General features: G+C 68.0%; 18 protein-coding genes. 11 read left to right on the forward strand and 7 right to left on the reverse strand.

The window, feature by feature from the left end; genetic code table 11:
* Window position 1: 1 nt before the first annotated feature.
* Together AC1DZV_RS04650 and AC1DZV_RS04655 are read right to left on the reverse strand one after the other, a co-directional pair.
* Window positions 2-898 (reverse strand): nucleotidyltransferase family protein, encoded by an 897-nt coding sequence (locus AC1DZV_RS04650; protein WP_476953103.1) that lies wholly within the window; start codon window positions 896-898, stop codon window positions 2-4.
* Window positions 898-1,194: a PqqD family protein gene (locus tag AC1DZV_RS04655; protein WP_476953104.1), complete on the reverse strand. Its 297-nt coding sequence runs from the start codon at window positions 1,192-1,194 to the stop codon at window positions 898-900. The genes AC1DZV_RS04650 and AC1DZV_RS04655 overlap by 1 nt, the downstream gene beginning before the upstream one ends.
* A gap of 115 nt (window positions 1,195-1,309) precedes the next feature.
* On the opposite strand from AC1DZV_RS04655, the gene AC1DZV_RS04660 reads away from it, so the two are divergent.
* Window positions 1,310-2,044: an ANTAR domain-containing protein gene (locus AC1DZV_RS04660; RefSeq protein ID WP_476953105.1), complete on the forward strand. Its 735-nt coding sequence runs from the start codon at window positions 1,310-1,312 to the stop codon at window positions 2,042-2,044.
* A gap of 36 nt (window positions 2,045-2,080) precedes the next feature.
* Window positions 2,081-3,295, forward strand: coding sequence for an MFS transporter (locus AC1DZV_RS04665; protein WP_476953106.1), 1,215 nt, complete (start codon window positions 2,081-2,083; stop codon window positions 3,293-3,295).
* On the opposite strand, the gene AC1DZV_RS04670 is transcribed toward AC1DZV_RS04665, so the two are convergent.
* On the reverse strand, window positions 3,289-4,314 hold the full coding sequence (locus tag AC1DZV_RS04670) for a phosphatase PAP2 family protein (RefSeq protein ID WP_476953107.1): 1,026 nt from the start codon (window positions 4,312-4,314) through the stop codon (window positions 3,289-3,291). The two genes, AC1DZV_RS04665 and AC1DZV_RS04670, sit on opposite strands and share 7 nt — an antisense overlap.
* Window positions 4,315-4,757: 443 nt before the next feature.
* Between AC1DZV_RS04670 and AC1DZV_RS04675 the strand changes: the two genes are divergently transcribed.
* The 7 genes from AC1DZV_RS04675 (at window position 4,758) to menD (ending at window position 13,892) form a co-directional block, all read left to right on the forward strand.
* Window positions 4,758-5,189, forward strand: a complete 432-nt coding sequence (locus AC1DZV_RS04675; RefSeq protein WP_476953108.1) for a DUF6993 domain-containing protein — start codon at window positions 4,758-4,760, stop codon at window positions 5,187-5,189.
* Window positions 5,190-5,203: 14 nt separating this feature from the next.
* Complete coding sequence (locus AC1DZV_RS04680) at window positions 5,204-5,998, forward strand: class E sortase (protein ID WP_476953109.1); 795 nt, start codon at window positions 5,204-5,206, stop codon at window positions 5,996-5,998.
* Window positions 5,999-6,176: 178 nt separating this feature from the next.
* Entirely contained in the window at window positions 6,177-7,232 is a 1,056-nt protein-coding gene (locus AC1DZV_RS04685; protein WP_476953110.1) for an o-succinylbenzoate synthase, read from the forward strand.
* A gap of 79 nt (window positions 7,233-7,311) precedes the next feature.
* Entirely contained in the window at window positions 7,312-7,839 is a 528-nt protein-coding gene (locus tag AC1DZV_RS04690; protein ID WP_476951563.1) for a MarR family winged helix-turn-helix transcriptional regulator, read from the forward strand.
* Window positions 7,840-7,983: 144 nt separating this feature from the next.
* Window positions 7,984-10,080 carry a PhoX family protein gene (locus tag AC1DZV_RS04695; protein WP_476953111.1) on the forward strand — a complete coding sequence of 699 codons (2,097 nt, stop codon included), beginning with the start codon at window positions 7,984-7,986 and terminating at the stop codon, window positions 10,078-10,080.
* Window positions 10,081-10,371: 291 nt separating this feature from the next.
* Window positions 10,372-12,162 (forward strand): arginine--tRNA ligase, encoded by a 1,791-nt coding sequence (gene argS / locus AC1DZV_RS04700; RefSeq protein ID WP_476953112.1) that lies wholly within the window; start codon window positions 10,372-10,374, stop codon window positions 12,160-12,162.
* On the forward strand, window positions 12,159-13,892 hold the full coding sequence (menD, locus tag AC1DZV_RS04705) for a 2-succinyl-5-enolpyruvyl-6-hydroxy-3-cyclohexene-1-carboxylic-acid synthase (protein WP_476953113.1): 1,734 nt from the start codon (window positions 12,159-12,161) through the stop codon (window positions 13,890-13,892). The genes argS and menD overlap by 4 nt, the downstream gene beginning before the upstream one ends.
* 81 nt (window positions 13,893-13,973) lie before the next feature.
* Here the strand turns inward: menD and AC1DZV_RS04710 are convergent, their stop codons facing one another.
* From AC1DZV_RS04710 to AC1DZV_RS04725, 4 genes are all read right to left on the reverse strand, one after another.
* Window positions 13,974-14,750, reverse strand: a complete 777-nt coding sequence (locus AC1DZV_RS04710; protein WP_028276658.1) for an amino acid ABC transporter ATP-binding protein — start codon at window positions 14,748-14,750, stop codon at window positions 13,974-13,976.
* The gene (locus AC1DZV_RS04715; RefSeq protein WP_476953114.1) at window positions 14,747-15,718 is read right to left on the reverse strand and encodes an amino acid ABC transporter permease; all 972 of its coding nucleotides are present in this window, start codon (window positions 15,716-15,718) and stop codon (window positions 14,747-14,749) included. Before AC1DZV_RS04715 ends, AC1DZV_RS04710 begins: the two co-directional genes overlap by 4 nt.
* A gap of 35 nt (window positions 15,719-15,753) precedes the next feature.
* Entirely contained in the window at window positions 15,754-16,707 is a 954-nt protein-coding gene (locus tag AC1DZV_RS04720) for an ABC transporter substrate-binding protein (RefSeq protein ID WP_476951567.1), read from the reverse strand.
* Window positions 16,708-16,947: 240 nt separating this feature from the next.
* Window positions 16,948-18,342 carry an isochorismate synthase gene (locus AC1DZV_RS04725; protein WP_476953115.1) on the reverse strand — a complete coding sequence of 465 codons (1,395 nt, stop codon included), beginning with the start codon at window positions 18,340-18,342 and terminating at the stop codon, window positions 16,948-16,950.
* 153 nt (window positions 18,343-18,495) lie between these two features.
* Between AC1DZV_RS04725 and AC1DZV_RS04730 the strand changes: the two genes are divergently transcribed.
* On the forward strand, window positions 18,496-19,287 hold the full coding sequence (locus AC1DZV_RS04730; RefSeq protein WP_084476083.1) for a demethylmenaquinone methyltransferase: 792 nt from the start codon (window positions 18,496-18,498) through the stop codon (window positions 19,285-19,287).
* 12 nt (window positions 19,288-19,299) lie between these two features.
* Window positions 19,300-20,679 carry a geranylgeranyl reductase family protein gene (locus AC1DZV_RS04735; RefSeq protein WP_476953116.1) on the forward strand — a complete coding sequence of 460 codons (1,380 nt, stop codon included), beginning with the start codon at window positions 19,300-19,302 and terminating at the stop codon, window positions 20,677-20,679.
* Window positions 20,680-20,683 lie beyond the last annotated feature (4 nt).

The following is a 20,683-nucleotide window of genomic DNA, read 5'->3' on the forward strand; positions in this document are numbered from 1 at the left end:
GTTACCGGCGGCGTGAAGTCCGGATCTTCCGGGCTGCCGCTGGAAAACTGACCAATATGCGGCGCCAACGCGCAAGGTAGGCCTTCGAGAGTCCGATGAGGGAATCGTCCAGATGGAGGTTTTCGTGCCGTAAGGTCTGCCGCGAGGGAAAGACCGTTCGAGTGAGTACTAGCGGCTTGACCCGCCAGGGGCTTTCGATGAGTGAGACCAGGTAGGCCGTTCCGGGGCCCTGCGCGGAAGTGCGGTGCCGCCACTCCTCGCTGACAGTTCCCTGCCGGAGCCGCAAATCCGCTATTCCCAGGACGTCAAGGAGCGGTTTCAGCGCCGCCGTCGCGTGCAGTTCCACGCTGAGATCCGCGAGGTCTTGGTGCATGGCTACGTCCAGCCGCTGCAGCAGCTCTGAGTACTCGCGTTGATGGCGTGGTTCATCCATGGCGCGCAAGCTATGCAGTGCCTGAAAAATCGCCGCTGCGGGAATGGAAGGAACGGGTACACTCCTGGCCGCCATAGCCAGGTATTGCCTGTCGCGCCAGAGCGTGTCGAAGGCACGGCCGGGTAAGGCCTCCATCCCGGGAAACCTGTTATGCACGTCGATATCGCAGTTCCACAGCGGATGGTAGAGAGTGCGGGAGTGCGAGTACCGGCGAACGACTGTCACGCCGGATGGCCTTTCGAGCCAGCCTCTTCCGCCGAGGAGGTCCACCATTTTGTCCAGGTCTTCCGGGCGGACCAGAACATCCACGTCCGCGGAGACGTGATGTCCGCGCAGTCCCATCATTGTGGCCGCGGGACCCTTGATAAATAACACCTGAAGACCGGCTGACGCTGCGACGTAGTCCACGAGGGCCGTGGCCAGGAGGACGGCTTCGTCTTGGTGCAGGGTCTCTGCGCCGTCCATCAGCTGGCACCTTCGTTTCGAGGAGACGGCGTGATCATTCCGTTGGTGCTCAAGGTGTGGATCAAGCCCATCACATCCCCCTCGATCGCCCCGACCTCAGTGGCGTATTCGCGGGCAAGGCACTCAATGAGTTCCGCCTCGGTTCTGGTCCCGTCCAGCCAGTTCCACACAGAGGCAGCCGTCCCAACGAGGATGACCGGGACCTGTTGCTCAAGGTGCAGCAGGGCGACGCGATCGCCGTCGGCACTGTGGACGCAGGCGACATCGGCACTGACGCGCCACACCTGTTCCGTCATGAGACCTCCACCGACACTAGAGAGGCCATCAAGCATCACGCGGGCCCTCGCAAGGCTTCATGCTACCGCGCGGCAGCCAAGTTGTTTCGCACCGGTGACCGACTTAGATTTAGGCATGACCAACAACGCCGGGGACGAAGCCGCCCTGCAACTGCAGGACCTCCTGATGGGAACCGAGAACGTCGAGGACTTCCTGGGCCGCCTCGCTGGATTCTCGGCCGCCACACTCAGCCAGGCCGCCGGCGCGGAGATCGAATGCGGCGTGACGCTGCAGCGCCGGAAGAAGACCATGACGGTGGCCGGGAGCAGCCCCCGGGCCGTCATCCTGGACCGCATCGAGCAGACCCTCGGCGACGGCCCGTGCATCGCCGCACTGCGGACCAAATCCGTGGTCCTGCTGGCTGACGTCGACACCGATCCGCGCTGGCCGGAGTACCAGCGGCAGCTCGCGGCCCATGGCTGCCGCAGCACCCTCGGCGTGCCGCTGGAAATCGGCGAGGACGCGGCCGCCGCCCTGAACTTCTTCGGCTCTGACACGGGGATTTTCACCGAGGCAATTGCTGCCGAGGCCTCCGGCTTTGCCGACCTCGCCGGCCGGGCCCTTCGCCTGGCCGTCCGGATCGGCACCGCGCAGTCCCGGGCGGAGGACCTGCAGGCCGCCATGGAGCACCGCACGTCCATCGACCTGGCCTGCGGCGTTATTATGGCCCAGAACCGCTGCTCCCAGGACGAGGCCATGGGCATTCTCACCCGGGTGTCCAGCAACCGGAACCAGAAGCTCCGCGACGTCGCGGCAGACGTCCTGCGGAATCTCACCAGCGGGGAAGTCCACACGCACTTCGACGCCTGAGCTCCCCGGCGCGCCGCCCGCCCTAGGATGAAGGGGATGACCACCACACAGACCGCACCCTTCAGCCTCCGCAGCATCGCCGTCCCCGCCTTCGGCCCGGCCCTGCTGTTCAGCATCGGCGAGGGCGCCATCCTGCCCGTGGTGGCACTGTCCGCCCGCAACCTCGGTGCCTCGGTGGCCGTCGCCGCGCTGTTGGTCACCCTGATCGGTCTGGGCTCCTGGTTCTTCAACCTCCCGGCCTCGCTCATCACACTGAAGTTCGGCGAACGCTGGGCCATCGTCGGAGCAGCGGCGGCCAGCGCCGTCGCCCTCGCCGCCGCGGCCCTGGCACCGCTGATGCCCGACGGGCTCTGGCTGCTCGCGGCGGCCATGGTGGTGGTCGGCATGGCAGCGAGCGTCTTCAGCCTGGCCCGGCAGAAATACCTGACCGAGGCGGTACCCGTGATCCTCCGGGCACGGGCCCTGTCCACGCTTGGCGGCGTCAACCGGATCGGCATCTTCATCGGCCCCTTCATCGGCGCAGCCGTGATGCAGTTCGCCGGAATCACCGGCGCCTACTGGGTGGGCGTCGTCGCCATGGCCGCGGCCGCCGTCTTGTCGGTGACCATCCCGGACCTCGTGGCCGCGCCTGCTGCGGACGACGGCGTCCCCGTCCACACGGCGACGCTGCGCAGCGTCGCCGTGTCCCACGCCGGGGTTTTCCTGAGCGTCGGCATGGGAGTGCTGCTGCTCAGTGCGCTGCGTGCGTCCCGGCAGGTGGTGATCCCGCTCTGGGCCGAGCACCTCGGGATGGATGCCACGCAGGCATCCCTGATCTACGGGCTGTCCGGGGCCATCGACATGCTGGTCTTTTATCCGGCCGGCAAACTGATGGACCGCAAGGGCCGGCAATGGGTGGCCATTCCGTCGACCCTCATCATGGGCACCGCCATGCTGCTGATCCCGCTCAGCACCGGCTTCGCAGGCCTGCTCCTCGCGGCGCTTCTGATCGGGTTCGGCAACGGCATCAGTTCGGGCCTGAACATGACGCTGGGGGCCGATTTCTCACCCGACAACGGCCGCGGCCAGTTCCTGGGCATCTGGCGGTTCATGGCCGACGCCGGCGCCACCGGAGGGCCGGTGCTCCTCTCCGGCGTGACCGCCGTGGCCTCGCTCGGGGCCGGGGTGGCCGCCACCGGCGGGATTGGCTTCGCGGCCGCCGCGGTCTTCGCCGTCACCATTCCCCGGCTCAAACACCGCCGGAACTACTGACCGCTGTCCGGCCCAGGGCGGCGTCGTACCGCATGACCGAACAGGCAGACGCCGGCCACGGTGGCGAGGTAGCCCGTGATGACGATCAGTGAAGTCCCGGCCCAGAAGTAGCTGGTGGTGCTGATCTCCTGGCCGCCCGGGCCGATGCTCAGTAAGGCATAGGCCGCCACGCCGGCGGCGGCGAGACTGGTGAGGACGGGAAGCACCACCCACAACCTGGCTGATGCCCAGTGTCCGTTGTAGCCGTCCCAGACGTTCCAGCTCCGGCCGGTGCGGATGATCAGCCAGCCGGCCGGGAGCATAAAGGCCCCCACCACGAGGAACGCCGCGACGACGTCGGCCGGACGGTGCCACTGGTTGATCAGCGTGGACACCCCGGTGGCGACGGCGAAGCTGCCGCCCAGGAAGCCGGCCAGCGGCCGCCAGCGCGGCGAAACCATAAGGAACACGGCCGCCGCGGCCGAGGCGGCCATCGTGGTGTGGCCGGACGGCAGCGAGTTCAGCTCCAGCGTTTCGATCCCGCGGTACGGCCGGACCGGCACCAGGTCCTTGAGGATCTGGGTGGCCACGTTGGCGCCCACACAGGCCGCAATCGCAATCCCCGCCGCCGCCCAGCGCCGCCGCACGATGGTGACGAATACGACCACGATCGATGCGATCACCACAGAGAGCGCTGGCAGCCAGTCCAGCAGCTTGGTGGCTGCCTTGCCCGCGGTCCCGCTGAGCTCCACCGCTTCCACGAGGGCGGATTCGTCAATGAATTGTCCCGTGGTGGTGCGGACAAAGAAGAAATAGGTGGCGGCCAGTGCGGCGACGCACGCAACCGTGGCCAGCACGAACAAGGCGGTCGTGCCCTTGCCGGGGGACCACTCCGCCTGCGGATCCCGTGTTCTGCCGGCCGGCGTCTTTGGCGCCCGGGTGGCTGGGGCCTGAGTCTTTAAGACCTGCGTTTCCGGGATCTGCGCCTCAGGGACCCGGGCAGACGGGTCGCAAGGGGTGCGTTCCTGCCGAAAAGTCATGCTGTTAAGGCTCCCACAGAACCCTGCACGCCACCTGATGGGCCCGGCGCGGTTGAGAGTAGTGCCCGAACAAAACATGAGTACTCACTACTCGTGCCCCGCCGGACCGGGGTCCATAGAGTCAACTGTGCCGGCGTGGCTTGTCCCCGGCACGACGCTCCTTGAGCGGGGCCGGCGAAGACGAGTTTCCTGGACCAGGGACTCACCCCCAGTCGACGCCGGCCCATCAAGGGCCAGAGACGTGCAGACGCATCCCCGCCTGGACTCGATGAACAACTCCTTGCCGGCGTCCAGCTTGCGTCCGCATCCGCGTCCGTCGCATGGAGCCGGACCCGGTGTGGGAGGATGTTCCGGTGACTTCCCGCGACCCCGCCCAGTGCCGCCGCCCACGCAGCGGCTGGTGCGTGGGGCTGGCTGTCGCGGTCTTGCCATTGGTGATGGGTATGTCTGCGTGTGCTGCCCCTTCACCGACCCTGTCCTCCGGCTCAGCGAGCGAGGCAGCGGCACCGGCTGGGCAAGCATCGTCTGCCCCATCCCGGGAAACGGCCGGGACAGCGCCGACCGGTTCCGCAACTGCTGCTGCCTCCGGCGTTCCACGCGCTGTGGAAGCGGCCCTGCAGACCCTGCTTGCGTCGTCGTCGCAGCCGAGCAGAGAGCAAATCCGCGCGAGCCTTTCCTCGGCGGGGTTTGCCCCGGCCGCGGTGGAGGTTTCTGCCTCCCGCACACCCACCGGGCTGGCCGCCGACGCCGTGGAAGTTGGCGTGTTGAGCGGAACCGAATGTGTGATGGCGCAGCTCAGGTCCGGAACCGTGGAATCGTCAGTATTGCCCGTTCTTCCGAGCGGGCGATGCTTCGTCGGCAGCGTCCAGCGGTAGGCAACAGGAGGGGCATGACGAAGGTATTGAACCGCCGCGCCACAGTTGCGCAGGAAACGAAACGCACCCGCCGGCGTCGTTCCCTCCTGGTYGTCCAGGTGATGGGCGAACTGCTGATCACCCTCGGCGTGATTGCCGTGCTCTTCGTCGCCTGGCAATTGTGGTGGACCAACGTTGAAGCCGATGCGGCTCAGGGGGCTGCCGTGAAGCAGTTCGTGCAGGAACACCAGGCACCTGCAACGAATGACCCTGCGGCCACGGCGCCGGGGGACACCAAGGGAGCCCCTGCAGTGCCGGTCGGCAAAGTGCCGGGTCACGGACAGCCGATCGGGGTCATCTACATTCCCCGCTTCGGAGCCGACTACAGCAGGCCGATCATCGAGGGCACCAGCCAGGACGTCCTGGACACGCTCGGCCTGGGCCGCTATGCGGGAACGGCCATGCCCGGGGCCATGGGGAACTTTGCCGTCGCCGGCCACCGCCAGACACACGGCGCGGTGCTCGACAACATCCACACACTGGTGCCCGGGGACAAAATCTATGTTCAGACCGCCGACGGGTTCTACACGTACGTTTTCCGGAACCAGGAGATTGTCCTGCCGGACCGGACGGATGTGCTGGCGCCGGTGCCGACTCAGCCCGGCGCAGAGCCGCAGCAACGGATTTTGACCATGACAAGCTGCAATCCGCGCTTCGGCGCCCAAGAGCGCATCATCGCGTACTCCATTTTCGATTCCTGGCAGCCGCTCAGCGCAGGGCCTCCGGCGCCCATCGCCAAGCAGCTCGCCGCGCTGCAGGGGAAGGGCTAGGCCGTGTACCTTTGGCTTTTTCGGCAACTTCCCGGGCCTCTTTGGCTGAAGATCCTTCTGTCCGTGGTGATCCTTGCGGCAGCCCTGGTTGTCCTGGACCAGTTTGTGTTTCCTTGGATGGCTGAAGTGACGCATCTGACCGACGCCACCGTCGGGCAGAGCTGAGCGCGGCACAACCATGAACACGAACTCGTTTCCACAGCGGCCGGGCCGTCCCGGAAGCCGCCCGGAGGAACTCCGCGATCAGCTCCCCGCGCTGGAGGAACTCCTCAACGTCGCCCACGTGGTGAGCCTGCCGATGCGGGTAAAGTTCCGCGGAATCCTCCAGCGCGAAGCCCTGCTGCTGAACGGCCCGCTCGGTTGGGGCGAATTCTGCCCCTTCCCTGAGTACGGCGACCCGGAAGCGTCCCGCTGGCTCGCCGCCGCGATCGAGGCCGGCTGGCGGGGCTTTCCCGAGCCGCTGCGCACCAGCATCCCCGTCAACGCCACGGTCCCCGCCGTCACCGCGGACCGGGTCCAGGAGATCCTGGCCCGATTCGGCCGGGTGGACGCCGTCAAAATCAAGGTGGCCGAGCCCGGGCAGAGCCTGGAAGACGACGCCGCACGGGTTGCCGCGGTCCGCGAGGCACTCCCGGACGCAGCGATCCGGGTGGACGCGAACGGCGGCTGGGACGTCCCGGCAGCCGTCGAGGCGCTGACCCGACTTTCCGGCGTCGGGCTGGAATACGCCGAACAGCCCGTGGCGGACATCGCCGGGCTCGCCGAGGTCCGCCGTAGGCTGCGGGCCGCCGGTATCCCGGTGCTGATCGCCGCGGACGAAAGCGTCCGCAAGGAGGACGATCCGCTCAAGGTGGCCCGCGCCGGCGCGGCAGACCTGGTCGTCGTGAAGGTGGCGCCGCTCGGGGGAGTGCGCCGGGCCCTGGACATCGTGGCGCAGGCCGGGCTCCCCGCCGTCGTCAGCTCGGCGCTGGACACCTCCGTGGGAATCCGCGCCGGATTGGCGCTCGCCGCGGCGCTGCCGGAACTGCCGTATGCCTGCGGGCTGGGTACCGTGTCCCTGCTCGCCGCCGATGTCACCCGGGACCCGCTGGTTCCCGACGACGGCGCCATCCGGGTCCGCGAGGTTGCCGCCGATCCGGAGCTGCTGGCGGAATATGCGGCCGCGCCCGAGCGCCGCGACTGGTGGCTCGACCGCCTGCGCCGGGTCCACGCGGTGCTGGCTGCCAGCCAGTGACGCAAGTGGTTTGAGAGTAAAGTGGATGCGGACGCGGCGAACTAGCCGCCGAAGATAGCTTTGGAGCGGAAGATTCGTGATGACCACCTCGGTACCCCGGCAAGATGACGCGCTGGCTACGGCAAAGCGCGCGGAGGGCCAGATGGTGGCCCAGAAGGACGGGCTGCTCCGGATCGTGCAAGGCCTGCGGCGGGTCGACACGGGGACCTATGCCCTCCGCATCCGGCTGGCCGAGAATCTGGGGATCGGGACGATCGACATCAACGCGATGGCCTTTGTGGGCGAGGTGGACGGCCTCACTCCCAAGGATCTCGGTAAGGCGCTGAACATCACCACCGGCTCGGTAACGGCCATGGTGGACCGCCTGGAATCCAAGGGCTTTATGGCGCGGAAGCCCAACCCCACGGACCGGCGCAGTGTGCTGTTGCACCTGAGCCCGGAAGGAACCGACGCGATGCAGTGGGCCAACAACCACTTCGCCGCGGCGGCCGAGGCCCTTCTCCAGGAATCCTCCGAAGGCAGCATTGTGAACATCGCCGAATTTCTTGAGGGCATTGGCCAGCGGTTGATGGCTGCCGCCAGCGCCCCGGAAGAGACGGACAGCTAGCTTCTGTCCCCAAGAGTTCGCCGGTGACGCTTCCTCTGGTTTGTAGCGGGAGTTCACCGGGACTTCATGTGAGGGTCGGTTCCCCGTAGCCGGCGGCTGGAAGGGTGGGCGCGACCGCAACTCACCCCCATGGAAGGTCTCTCCATGTCTGTCACCTCCGGACGCAAATTTTCCCTGCTCCCCATGCTCGGCCACACCAAAGGCAAGCGAAGCCCCGTCACCTGCGCGCTGAAGTGCGACAACGCCTGCTCGGGCGAGGTCTGCAACACCAGCACCAACAGCTACTTCCGGGACATCGCCTCCGCCACCATGTCCCGCCGCGCCGCCCTGGGCTTCGGCGCCGCCGGCGCGCTCGCCGTCGTCCTCGGCAACGCCGTGACGTCCGCCGATACGGCAGTGGCCGACGGCGGCCCGGGCCTCGCCGCCGCGGCCAAGGACGGGTTTGGAAAGTCCAAGCTGCAGTTCACCGCCATCGCTCCGGTGGACGCCAGCGTGGACAGGCTGACCGTCCCGGCCGGGTTCACCTGGCAGCCGGTCATCCGCTGGGGCGACCCGCTCTTCAACGACTCGCCGGCCTTCGACCTGGACCACCAGAGCGCGGCGGCGCAGGCCCGCCAGTTCGGCTATAACAACGACTACACCGACATCCTCCCGATTGAAGGATCCAAGGACCGCCGGGCCGTGCTTTTCACCAACCATGAATACACCAACGAGTCCATCATGCTGCCGGCCGGATTCGACGCCGCCGAGGCCCGCGCGATCGGCCGTGCAGCCCACGGCCTCACGGTGGTCGAGTTGGAGCGTGCGAACAAGAGCAAGCCCTGGAGCTACGTCCGGGGTGCCGGGCTGAACCGCCGCTTCCTGACCGACACCACCTACGAGCTCGACGGCCCCGCCGCCGGATCCCAGCTGCTAAAGACCGCCGCCGATCCCTCCGGCCGGGCCATCCAGGGCACCCTGGGCAACTGCTCCGGCGGTACCACCCCGTGGGGCACGATCCTCTCCGGCGAGGAAAACTTCAACGGCTACTTCGCCGCGCCCGGAACCTCCGACGCCGACAAGCGCTACGGCCTGACCAGCAAGCCCACCGCCCGCCAGTGGGAACTCGATGACCCGCGCTTCGACACCCGCAACCCCGGATACCAGAACGAGGCCAACCGCTTCGGCTGGATCGTGGAAGTGGATCCCTTCGATCCCTCCTCCACGCCCCGCAAGCACTCCGCGATGGGCCGCTTCAAGCACGAGGGCGCCAACGTGATCGTCGCCAAGTCCGGCCACGTGGTGGCCTACATGGGCGACGACGAGCGCTTCGACTACCTGTACAAGTTCGTCTCGGCCGGCACCTACCGGCCCGGAAAGACGGCGGAGGACCGCAGGAACAACCTCACGCTGCTCTCGGAAGGCGACCTGTACGTCGCGAAGTTCACCGGCAATTCCCCGGCCGACGGGTTCGACGGCGCGGGCAAGCTTCCGGCCGACGGCGCCTTCGACGGCGCCGGTGTTTGGCTGCCCCTCGTGGTGGGCGGCCAGTCCAAGGTGGCCGGAATGTCCGTGGAAGAGGTGCTGGTGTACACCCGGCTCGCCGCCGACAAAGTGGGCCCCACCAAGATGGACCGCTGCGAGGACGTCCAGCCCAGCCCGCACACCGGCAAGGTCTACGTGGTCTGCACCAACAACGCGGACCGCGGCAAGCCCGGCAAGGAAGGAGCCACCGAGGTCAACCCCCGGACCCTCAACCGTGACGGCCACATCGTCGAAATCACCGAGACCGGGGACCAGACTTCAACCACGTTTGGCTGGAACCTGCTGATGGTCTGCGGCGATCCGGCCAAGAACTCCGCCGCCTATTTCGCCGGATTCCCCGCCAGCCAGGTCTCGCCGATCTCCTGCCCGGACAACGTGGCCTTCGATTCCGTAGGCAACCTGTGGATCTCCACCGACGGCGCGCCCTCCAGCATCGGCTACGCGGACGGGCTCTTCAAGGTGACTCTGGACGGTGCCGAACGCGGCAGAGTGGAGCAGTTCCTGGCCGTCCCGCGCGACGCCGAGACCTGCGGCCCGGTCATCCACGACGACGAGCGCACCGTCTTCGTTGCCGTTCAGCACCCGGGCGAGGAAGGCACCTTCGCCGAACAGCACTCGTACTTCCCCGACTACGTAGCCGCCGGCGCGACGCCGAAGCCCGGCCAGGTGCGCGCCCCGCGTCCGTCCGTGGTCCAGGTGTTCCGCACCGACGGCTAGCCACCTGCCGGTACGGCAAAACAACAGCACGGCAAAACAACGGCACGGCAAAACAACGGCACGGCAAAACAACGGCACGGCAAAACAACGGCACGGCAAAACAACAGCACGGCAAAACAACAGCACTGCGACGCGGGGTCACTTCGCGCCCATTTGGGGGCCTGCATGGGCGCGATCTGACTCCGCGTTGCTTCGGGCGGTGGAAGGGGAGAAACCCTGGTAGGCCCGAACTGATAATTTGGGACTGTGAATAATCCGGCCGAATTGGTTGTCCCCAGAGTCCAGGCTGCAATGGCCACCGCGTTCGGCGAAGAGTTCCGGCAGACGGACCCGGTGGTCAGGCCCTCCCAGTTCGCCGACATCCAGATCAACGCCGCCATGGCCCTGGCCAAGAAGGCCGGCCTGCCGCCGCGGGACGCCGCCGCGAAGATCGTGGAGGCCCTGAACCTGGACGGCATCTGCACCAGCGTGGAAATCTCCGGGCCCGGCTTCATCAACCTCAGCTTTGACGGCACCTGGATCGAGGAACTGCTCAATGCAGAGTCGGTCCAGGCCGCGTCCCCGGCCACGGCCGTCACGCCGGCCGCCACGCCGCAGCGCGTCGTCGTCGACTATTCCTCCCCGAACGTCGCGAAGGAAATGCACGTCGGCCACCTGCGCACCACCGTGGTGGGGGACAGCCTCGTCAAGGTACTCGAAGCCCTCGGCGACACCGTGATCCGGCAAAACCACATCGGTGACTGGGGAACCCCGTTCGGGATGCTGATCGAACACTGGCTGGAGATCGGCGAGGACTCCCCGGAGGCGGCGCTGCTGGTGGAGGACCCCAGCGCGTTCTACCAGGCCGCCCGGGCCAAGTTCGATGCCTCCGCCACCGACGAGGACGGCTTCGCCACCCGGGCCCGGCTCCGCGTCGTTGCCCTGCAGGGCGGCGACCAGGAGACCTTCGCCGTCTGGCAGCGGCTGGTCGCACAGTCCAAGCGCTACTTCAACGCCATCTACTCCACCCTCGGCATCAGCCTCACCGATGACCACATCGCCGGCGAAAGCTCCTACGACGCGCATCTGGCACAGCTGTGCCAGGAACTCGAGGAGCGCGGCCTGGCCCGGATCAGCGACGGCGCTCTGTGCACCTTCCCCGCCGGCTTTAGCGGCCGCGACGGGCAGCCGCTGCCGCTGATCATCCGCAAGTCCGACGGCGGCTACGGATACGGCACCACGGACCTCGCCACCATCCGCTACCGGGTCCGCGACCTGGCGGCCAACCGGATCCTCTACGTCGTGGGCGCCCCGCAGAACGTCCACCTGCGCATGGTCATGGCCACCGCCCGGGACGCCGGCTGGCTCCCGGAGACGGTCGAGGCCGTGCATGTGCAGATCGGCAACGTGCTCGGCGAGGACGGGAAGATCCTCAAGTCCCGCTCCGGTGCCCCGGTGAAGCTCATGGCCCTGCTCGAGGAAGCCGTGGACCGCGCCCGCGCCGTCATTGACGCGAGCCGGCCCGAGCTCAGCGAGGACGAGCGCGCAGTGACTGCCCGCCAGGTGGGCATCGGCGCCGTCAAGTACGCCGACCTCTCCACCGGCCACGACACCGAGTACGTCTTCGACTTCGACCGCATGCTCGCCCTCAGCGGCAACACCGGACCCTACGTGCAGTACGCTGCCGCCCGGATCCGCTCCATCCTGCGCAAAGCCGGGGTGCTGGAGGGCATCACCGGCGACGGCGGCAGGCCGGCAGCCGGCGCCGCGGGAACTCCGGCGGCCGGCACGCCGGAAGCCGAAGCATCCGGCGGCCCCGCCACGGCGATCGCCGTCGTCGAACCCGCAGAACGCGCCCTGGCCCTGCACCTGCTGGAGTTCGACGCGACGCTGAACAAGGTGCGGGACGCGCTGGAGCCGCACCGGCTCTGCGGCTACCTCTTTGAGCTCGCACAGCTCTTCACCACGTTCTACGACCAATGCCCGGTGCTCAAGGCCGAGGAATCGGTCCGGGACTCGCGGCTGGCCCTGTGCGCGCTGGCGCTGCGCCGCCTCTCCGGCGGCCTGGAACTGCTGGGCATCGAAACGCCGGAGAACATGTGAGGCCGGCGGATTCCGCTGCCGGCCCATCCGCTCCTGGCGGCCTGACCGCGGTGGAGGCTGCGCGCATCGCCGTCGACACGTTGCTCGCCGCCGGTGTGCGCCAGGTGGTGGTGTCCCCGGGATCGCGCTCGGCGCCCATGGCCTACGCCCTGGCCGAGGCCGAAGCCGCCGGACGGGTGGAGCTGCTGGTCCGGATCGACGAAAGGTCCGCCGGCTTCACGGCGCTGGGCCTGGCCCTGTCCGCCGGTGCGCCCGCCGCTGTCCTGACCACGTCCGGGACCGCCGTCGGCAATCTCCTCCCGGCCGTCATGGAGGCCAACCACGCCGCGGTGCCGCTCGTGGTCATCTCCGCCGACCGGCCCGAGGAGCTGCGGGGGACCGGCGCCAACCAGACCACCGTGCAGCTGGACCTCTTTGGCGACCACGTCCGCTTCGCCGTCGACGTGCCCGCGGGCAGCGATCCGCAGCGCGCCGTCGACACGGCCCTCAGTGCCGCCACCGGAGCTTTCGAGGACGCCCCGCCCGGGCCGGTGCAGCTGAACCTTGCCTTCCGCGACCCGCTGGTCCCGGCCGTGGGCGACGGGCTGCCCGCGGCCGCCGGACGCGCCATCTACCGGGCCGCCCGGAACCCCCTGGCCCTGGACTTTCCGGCCGCGTCGACGGCGCTGCCGGAGCGGCGCACCGTGGTGCTGGCCGGGCACGACGCCGGCCCGGTCGCCGAGGCTTTCGCCCGCGCGCACGGCCTGCCGCTGCTGGCCGAGCCGTCTTCCAACGCCCGCTTCGGCCCCAACGCGGTGGGGCCCTACCGGCTGCTGATCGAGCACTTCGGCGCGGACGCGGCACAGCCGATCGAACGCGTGGTCCTCTTCGGCCGGCCGACGCTCTCCCGGCCGGTGAGCGCGCTGCTGGAGCGGGCGGATGTCCCGTCGGCCCTGTACCAGCCGGTTCCGGTGGCCTGGTACGAACCCGGCCGCCGCACCGAACTGCCGCTGGAAACCCTGGCGGACCTGGCGGACTTCGCCGGCCGCGGATCTGCCGCCTGGCTCGATGCCTGGCTGCTGGCAGGAGCCGCCGCGCAGCATGCCGTGGACCTGATCCTGGCCGCATCCCCGGCCGCGACCGGCCCGTCGGTGGGCGCCGAAGTCTGGAAACATGCCCGCGGGCAGCTGTTCCTGGGCTCCTCGAACGGGATCCGCGACGTCGACCTCGCCGGGGCGCCACCCGCGGAACCCCAGGCCACCATGTTCGCCAACCGGGGCCTGGCCGGGATCGACGGGACCACGTCCACCGCCACCGGGATCGCGCTGGGCGGCGGCCAGGAAACCACCGTGCTCATGGGGGATGTGACGTTCCTGCACGACGCCGGGGGACTCCTGCTCGGGGCCGGCGAGGCCGAACCGCAGCTGCGGATCGTGGTGCTCAACGACGCCGGCGGTGCCATCTTCGGGCTCCTGGAGCACGGCACAGTCGCCGCGGCGGGGCGCTACGGCGACGCCGTCGAACGCCTCTTCGCCACCCCGCAGCGGGTGGACCTCGCCGCGCTGGCCGCGGCGTACGGCGTCGCGCACCGCCAGGTCGGCACGACGGCGGAACTCGCCGAGGCGCTGTCCGGTCCGCTGGTGGGCCGCAGCATCATCGAGGTGCGCACGGACCGGCACCGGCTCGGGGAACTGCACCGCGCCATCCGGGCCGCGGTGGCCACGGCCGTGGAGGGCCTCCCGCAGACGTAGCGCCCGTTTCCGCTACAAAAAAGGACAGCCGCTACGTGGATCCACGTAGCGGCTGTCCGAAATCGGTGCGGAATACCGGAATTACAGCACCCGGCTGAGGAACTCCTTGGTGCGGGGGTGCTGGGGATTGGCCAGGACCTCCCGCGGGTCGCCCGACTCCACGACGATGCCGCCGTCCATGAAGGTCAGGCGGTCGCCGACCTCGCGGGCAAAGCCGATCTCGTGGGTCACCACGATCATGGTCATGCCGGACTTGGCGAGGTCCTTCATCACGTTCAGGACATCGCCCACGAGCTCAGGGTCGAGCGCGGACGTGGGCTCATCGAACAGCATGAGCTCGGGGTCCATGGCCAGGGCCCGGGCAATCGCCACGCGCTGCTGCTGGCCGCCGGAGAGCTGGGAGGGGTAGTGTCCGGCGCGGTCGCCGAGCCCCACCCGGTCCAGGAGCTCCAGGGCGCGTTTGCGGGCGACGGCCTTTGACTGGCCCTTGACCTGGACCGGGGCCTCCATGATGTTCTGCAGCGCGGTCTTGTGCGGGAACAGGTTGAAGCGCTGGAAGACCATGCCGATCTCGCGGCGCTGGGCGGCGATTTCCTTGGTCTTCAGGTCATGGAGCCTGCCCTTGACCTCGCGGTAGCCGATCAGGTCGCCGCCCACCGAAATGCGCCCGGCACTGATGGTCTCCAGCAGGTTCACGCAGCGCAGCATGGTGGACTTGCCCGAACCGGACGGGCCGATCACAACCGACACCTCGCCCTGGTTGACGGTCAGGTCGATGCCGCGCAGCACGTGGTGTGTGCCGTAGTACTTGTGAAGGCCCTCGATCTTGACTAGGGGCTGCTCTGTGGTGATCGTCATTTCGCCTCCTCCTCGGGGAAGTCCATCTTGAGGTCCGGCTCGGCGTCGGCGCTGGGGGCCACGGCTGCGGACGCCTTGGCGGCGGCGGGGTTGATCGCTGCCGGAACCCGGTTGTCCACGCCCTTGCCGTAGTGCGCCTCAATGAAGTGCTGGCCCACCATCAGGATGCTGGTGATGACGAGGTACCAGAAGGCGGCGACAATCAGGAGCGGAATGGGCAGGTAAATCCGGTTGGCCAGGGCGTTCGTCGCGAAGGTCAGGTCCAGTGTGAATGGCACAGCCAGGAGCAGCGATGTGGTCTTCAGCATGCCGATGGTCTCGTTGCCCGTGGGCGGTACGATGACGCGCATGGCCTGCGGCAGGATGATCCGCCGCATGATCTTGCCCTTTGTCATGCCGAGGGCCTCGGCGGCCTCACTTTGGCCCTGGTCCACGGACTTCAGGCCGGCCCGGAAGATCTCGGCGAGATACGCGGACTCATTCAGGCCCAGGCCCAGGATGGCCGGGATCAGGCCGTGCGTGGGGTCCGAGGTCACCCAGGTGTAGGTTGCAGGACCAAACGGGATTCCGAGGACGATCGTCGGATAGAGAACCGTGGCGAGCCCCCAGAACAGCAGCTGGGTGTAGATCGGTGTGCCGCGGAAGAACCAGACCCAGGTCCAGCTGGACCAGCGGAACACCGGGTTGTCGGACTGCCGCATGAACGCCAGGAGGATGGCCAGGACGATGGCCAGGACCATGGACGCAAATGTCAGGAACAGGGTCCAGACGACGCCCTGGACCACCTTGGTGTCCAGGATGTAGGTGCCGACGACGTCCCAGCGGAAGTTGGGGTTCGTGAACAGGCTCTGCAGGAAGGCAAGCAGGAAGCCGACGATGATGATGGCGCTGATCCAGCGGCCGGGGTGCCGTACCGGTACTGCATTGTTCAGTACCGGTGCGGCGTGAGGGTCCTGATGGCTGTCCATCTCTGCCCCTGCTGCGGATCCGGTTGTGGGGAGGCTCAAGACGCGACCGCCGGGTTGACCTCGGACTTGGTGATGGCACCGTCGGTGACGCCCCAGCCCTCAAGGATCTTCTTGTAGGAACCGTCTTCCATCAGTTTGGTCATGGTCTTCTGGACGACGTCCGCCAGGGCCGTGTCCGACTTGGCGACGGCGATGCCCTGGGGAGCAGAATCGTAGACCTCGCCGAGCTTCTCGAGCTGGCCGTTGGTCTGGGTCAGTGCGTAGCCGATGATGGGGGAGTCGGCGGCCATGGCATCGATGCTGCCGTTGACCAGTCGGGTGGTGATGTCCGTCTGGGTCTTGAGGGTCACGATGTTAATGGGCTGCTTGCCCTCGGCGGTGCACTTCTTGTTGCGGTTCGAGAGGTCCGGATCTTCCTGGATGGTGCCGGTCTGCACGCCGATGGACTTGCCGCAGAGGTCATCGAGGGAGATCTTCTTGGGGTTGCCCTTCTGAACGGCCCAGCCGGTACCTGCCTGGTAGTAGCTGACCATGTTTACCGCGGCAAGCCGCTCCGGGTTGATCGTGAAGGAAGAGACCCCGAGGTCGTACTTCGGGCCCAGGGCCGGAAGGATGCCGGTGAATTCGGCCGTCTGGACCTGGACCTTCAGGCCGAGCGCCGCGCCGATCGCCTTGGCGATGTCGACGTCGTAGCCCACGGGGGTCTGGCCGTCGGTGCCGAGGAATTCCGCGGGGGCGTAGGAGGTATCCGAGCCCACGGTCAGGGTGCCTTTAGCCTTGATCGCCTCGGGCAACATGGCCGCCAGGGCATCGTCCTTCTGGACCGTGCTGGGGTCAAAGCTGGCCGCGGCGCTGCCCGAAGCGGAAGCCGCGCCGGAGGGGCCGGTCTCGGAGGCGTTCGTGCAGGCCGTCAAGGTCAATGCGCCGACGGCGAGCACCGTGGCGACCTTCATTGCGGGGTTGCTCAGGAGCGAAGGGGAGATCTGCATTTTCTTACCTTTTGTTGCCGGAGGGATGCGTAACGAGGCCGATTTATAGTGTATCGCCGAACAAGAGATGTACGTCACAGAAAACTAAGTTTCACTATTGGATAACTAAACCAGACCCGAACGCAATATCTTTAATGCCCGATCTGTCTGTGATCCCGGATTCCTGTCCGTTTCGCCAGTTCCTGCGGTGCAAGTCCGACGGCCGATTCGCCGGCCGGCCGGCGTCACCGGCCCCGCGGCCTAGCTGCTGATGCCGAGCGACTCCAGCATCGGCCGGAACTTCGCCCACGTCTCGGCGAGCTCAGTCTCGGGAACCGAGCCGTCCACCACGCCGCAGCCCGCATAGAGCCGGACCGTGTGCGGGGATTCGATGACGGCGCCACGCAGGGCGATGCCCCACTCGCCGTTGCCGGCCGCGTCGAGCCAGCCGACCGGCCCGGCATACGGGCCGCGGTCCAGGTGCTCGAGCTTGCGGATGAGCGCCCCGGCCACGGTGGTGGGGGTACCGCAGACGGCGGCGGTCGGATGCAGCGCGTTGATCAGGGCCAGGCACGTGGGGACGTGGCCTTCCACCTCGGCCAGTTCAGCCTTGACGTCCGAGGCCAGATGCCACACGTTGGGCAGTTCGAGGATGAAGGGCTCGCTGTGCGCGTTCATGGCCTCGGAAAACGGGGCCAGCTGCGTGGTCAGGGACTGGATTGCGATGTCGTGTTCGTGCCGCTGCTTCTCGGAGCCGGCCAGCACCCGTTCGGCGAATTCCAGCGGCGAGCCCGCCATGCCATCGGCGTCGCGGCGGTCCAGGGTGCCGGCCAGGACGCGCGCCTGCGCGGTGCGGCCCTCCACCTGGATCAGCATTTCCGGAGTAGCCCCCACCAGCCCGTCCACCCCGTAGGTCCAGCATTCGCGATACCGGGCTGACAGTTCGCGCAGCACCTCGGCGGCCTTGACGCCGGTGGGGACGGTGGCCACGACGTCCCGCGCCAGCACCAGCTTTTCCAGGGCGCCGGTCCGGATCTCCGCGACGCCGGCGGCAACGGCGGCCATCCAGTCTTCCTCGCTGAGCGAGCCGGTGTGCAACGTTGCCCCTGCGGCCAATGGCAAAGGACGTACGACGGCGCCACCGGCCTGCGCGGCCGCCGGCACCGGGTCGTCCACCGCGGTCAGGCCGGTCCCGGGATTGGCGCCGGTGCCGGGATTGGTGCCGGTGCTGTGAAGCCAGCGTTCCAGGGCGGCGCGGGCACCGGCTTCGGTGAGGTCGCCGTCGTCGAACGTGAGCTGGGTCAGCCAGGCCTGGCCGTCACGGAGCCCGACAACGATTTCCGGGACCAGCAGCCGGGACTCATGGGCGGAGGCCTTGGAGAAGGCGAAGGAGCCGAAGGCGACCGGGCCGGTGCCTGGGCAGCCCACACTGTCCTGGATGTCTGCCTCCAGGACCTGGTGGCGCCACCAGATGTCCGCTTCCAGAAAGCGCTCGGGCCCGGTGGCGGTGAAACGGGCAATCTCGCCGAAGCCCACGAGACCGGCCTCGCGGCGGGTCCAGCAGAGGACATCGTCCCGGACCAGAAACGACGGCAGGCCCCCGGGGAAAGTTTCGGCATCGAGGGGGACTGTCAAGGTGCGGAACGTGCTCGTCATGATGGCATAACACTAGCCCGTGATCGCCCATTGGGTGGATATACACGAGCCGGCCGGGCCTGCACGGGGCCGCGGCGGCCGTTGCCGCAGGTGAAAGCCGCGTCAATTGGCGGCCCGTTCGTGGGAGCGCCGATCATTTGAGACAATGTCAGGGTGAACCGAGCATCCTTGGATAAGCGTCCGGACGAAGTAGCCACGATGTTTGACGACGTCGCCCCCAAATACGACGTCGTCAACGATGTCCTGTCCTTGGGGCAGACACGGCGTTGGCGCAAGGTGGTGGTGGAGGCCATGGGCGTATCGGCCGGCCAGCACGTCCTGGACCTCGCCGCCGGCACCGGCACCTCCAGCGAGCCGTACGCCGACGCAGGCATCAACGTCATCGCCTGCGATTTCTCCCTCGGCATGCTCAAGGTCGGCAAGCGCCGCCGCCCTGACATCGACTTCATCGCCGGAGATGCCACCCGCCTGCCGTTCGCGGACAACACCTTCGACGCCAGCACGATCTCCTTTGGCCTGCGCAACGTCAATGAGCCGAAGAAGGCCCTGGCCGAGATGCTGCGGGTCACCAAGCCCGGCGGCCGGCTGGTCATCGCGGAATTCTCCCAGCCCGTGGTGCCGCTGTGGCGCACCATGTACACCGAATACCTCATGCGGGCCCTGCCGGCCATCGCCGTCAAGGCCTCCTCCAACCCCGACGCCTACGTCTACCTCGCCGAGTCCATCCGCGCCTGGCCGGACCAGGACCACCTTGCGGCCTGGCTGCAGGAGGCCGGCTGGGAATCTGTCACCTACCGCAACCTCAGCGGCGGCATCGTCGCCGTGCACCGGGCCCAGAAACCGGCAGACCCCTCAACCGGCCCTGCCGCCGGCGCTGCGGCGCTGGCCGCCCACACCGGACCCGTGGCCAAGCTGCGCCGCAACATCACCCGGCCCGGCCGATAGCCGATCCCTGCTGTGAATGTACTGATCGTCGGGGCGGGCCCGGCCGGATCCACCGCCGCCTACTACCTTGCCAAAGCCGGCATTGACGTCACGGTGCTGGAGAAAACCAGCTTTCCCCGCGAGAAAGTCTGCGGCGACGGACTCACGCCGCGCGCGGTCCGCGAGATCCAGAAGCTGGGACTCGCCCACCCCGAAACCGACGGCTGGCGGCGGAACAAAGGCCTGCGCCTGATCGCCGGCGGCCGCACGATCGAACTGCCCTGGCCGGAGGTTGCCGACTTCCCGCAGTACGGGCTGATCCGGACCCGGCTCGGCTTCGACGAACAGCTCGCCCGCCATGCCCAGTCCGCGGGCGCCGTCGTGCTGGAACGCCACAGTGTCACCGAGGCGCTGCGCTCCGAGGATGGCCGGGTCACCGGCGTGCGCGCCGCGCTGCTGGACAACTCCGGGCGCAAGACCGGCGAGACGCGCGACTTCAGCGCCGACGTCGTCCTCGCCGCCGACGGGAACTCGACGCGCACCGCCGTCTCACTGGGCATCGGCAAGCGCGACGACCGGCCGCTCGGCGTGGCTGTGCGGACCTACTTCACCTCGCCGCGGCACGACGACGACTGGATGGAAGGCTGGCTCGAGCTTCCCGGCCGGGACGGCAAGCTCCTGCCCGGCTACGGCTGGGTGTTCGGCGTCGGCGACGGCACCTCCAACGTGGGCCTGGGCATCCTGAACTCCTCCAAGGACTTCGGCAAGCTGGACTACAAGCAGGTGCTGCGCGAATGGACCGCCGGCATGCCCGCCGACTGGGGCTTCACCCCGGACAACCAGGTGGGCGAAATCCGTGGGGCCGCGCTGCCCATGGGCTTCAACCGCACCCCGCACTATTCTCCGGGTCTGCTGCTCCTCGGCGACGCCGGCGGCATGGTCTCCCCGTTCAACGGAGAGGGTATCTCCTACGCCATGGAGTCCGCCCGCTTCGCGGCCGAATTCATCGCCGACGCGGCTGCCCGTTCGGCGTCCGCCGGCTGGGGGACCGGGACGGAGGCTTCCAGGGCCGCTGACGCGCATCTTGCCCGGTACGCCGACTACGTGCGCCAGCAGTGGGGCTCACACTTCACACTGGGACGGGCGTTCGCCGCCCTGATCGGCAAGCCGGCCGTTATGAAACTGGCCCTACGGACGGGTATGCCTGTCCCCGTGCTCATGCGTTTCGTGGTGCGGATGCTGGCCAACCTCACCGATCCCGCCGCCAAGGGCTTCGAGGACCGGGTCATCCGGGTCCTGGAAGCCCTGGTACCCGCTACGTCCAATCAGGCCACGTCCAACAAGGCCGCGTCCACCACGGACAGCATTCCGCGCTCCGGCGCCAACTCCGCGGTTTCCGCAACAAAAAGTTAGGGTT

Source organism: Arthrobacter sp. P1_D12 (assembly GCF_056406175.1).